This is a genomic window from Candidatus Jordarchaeum sp. (genome assembly GCF_052745115.1).
In genome coordinates this window covers 1-1,851 of sequence record NZ_JBRAKS010000525.1, presented here as the reverse complement: position 1 = coordinate 1,851, position 1,851 = coordinate 1, and the positions used below count along the sequence as shown (strand labels likewise).

Genomic DNA, 1,851 nt, shown 5'->3' with positions numbered 1-1,851 from the left:
AAAATTTTAAATGTATTTTTATCACACGGAGGATCATTTCTCCAATCCACCATACGTTTTATACCGGCACGCCAATCCCACTCGATGACCTTGAGAGGAATCCACGCACAGCTCTTATCATCAGGGTTTTCAGAAGGAATGAACATCAGATATGTTTGAAACTGGTCTCGGGCATGATATTCACTGGTTGCTAAACCCAGTTCATAAGAAGGAGTATCATTCATCTCAACCTTATTGGGAACAGGGTCTTTATAAGGAGAACCAACTGGTTCCATTTTCCCGTAAGGATAATATGTATCCAAACACCATTCATTATTAGCCATCTGGAAATAATCGATATCATGATGAATTAATACTTCTTCTTTGATCAGCTGGACATGCTGAAGAAGGTGGGGGTGATTACTGAATTTCGCTGGCAATTTAATTTCATGAGAAATGATTATCCCAGGTTCACCCTCGGGAGGACTGGACTTAATGAGTTTCCCATAATAAAGCCAGCATCCTATTTTCCCTTTCATTTTCTCAATCGGCCCTACAGTGATTTCTTTTGAAGCTCTTAATTCTTTCATTATTACTTCTGGTGCGAAAACCCGAAAGGTTGTTTTGCCCACAACCTTTCCACCGTCTGCAGTGTAAGTTAGAGTTACATTTTTACCCTCCGGCTTTCCCTCAACAAAGAAAAACTCAATTTCTGGCTTTTTGGAATCTTCGAACTTTAAAACCTTACCTGTATCGTCGTTAGCAATAAAACCAGAGATAACTGAATCAGGAATGCCGTCCCAACGTCCACCTCCTGTATCAGCATACGGAAGCACAACGGCTTTTATTTTAACCTTCTTCCCTACCATCACATCTATTTCTCCATTCGTAATATCAATATCTTTCTTTTCAGTGATTTGATAGATTTTGATAAAGGGCTTCACTTTTCCAAACTGCCAGCTAACATTATAGTGGACATTATAGGTTCTCCCCGGAGAGGGTTCATCAAACTGAGTGGTACTCCCGCACTCTTTAATAACGGCTTGACTATAATCGGAAGCTCTTGTATTCCAACTGAACGAACCATGCATACCCCTTTCATCCAGCTTCTTAAGGATTATACTTAACGCGAATACCTTCCCACCAGGGATCCTTATCCCACATCCATGTTCCTTGCTTGTGGTGCGGAAGGGAACCGTAAACAAAAACATGTAATTGTCATTTGAAGGCTCATCCCTGAGTTTAAATATTTTTCCCTGGATTTTATCTATATCCCCACAAAGTTGGAGGGCTTTGCCTTTGCCTGCCATTCCCAATGAGGCAAACAAGGCAAAACTGGCATCTTCTTTTTGAGCTTCTTTACCCTTCACCGGTTTGGAGCCAGAGGCCTCTTCTTCTGCACACAGGCCATTTCTACCGTAATACTTACTATTGAATTTATAGGTTACGTTCATCTTCCCCTGGGGAAGATAGTTGACTTCCTCACTAACTACGGAAGATTGTCTGCGACTGCGTCTGGTCTTTTCTTTTTCAAATTTAACCACTTTTCCAGATGCCTGAATTATACAAGAACCCTGCTCTTTAATGTTACCGCCAGCATCCGAAAGCGTTTCCCACTTAACATTAACAAGGATACTAACATCCAGTTCGTCGTCCAGCTGATAACCTGCGTAGGCTTTGGGTGAGGGCATAGCAAAAGTGCACAGAAGCAAGGTGGTTATTGCGAAGATAAAAAATAATTTTCTCATAGCGTTTACTACCCCCCGCGACTCATTTAACGGAGAGATAAAAAATTATGATAAATTTACTGTTTTACCAGTTCGACGCGGCGGTTTTTGGCTTTTCCTTCTTCGGTGTCATTTGAAGTGACAG

At 41.3% G+C, this 1,851-nt stretch carries 1 protein-coding gene; it reads right to left on the bottom strand.

Annotation, left to right across the window (positions count from 1 at the left end):
- Positions 1-1,727: hypothetical protein (locus ACUVXA_RS20450; RefSeq protein WP_445873141.1), on the bottom strand; the 1,727-nt coding region annotated here is incomplete at its 3' end.
- Between the last annotated feature and the right edge of the window lie 124 nt (positions 1,728-1,851).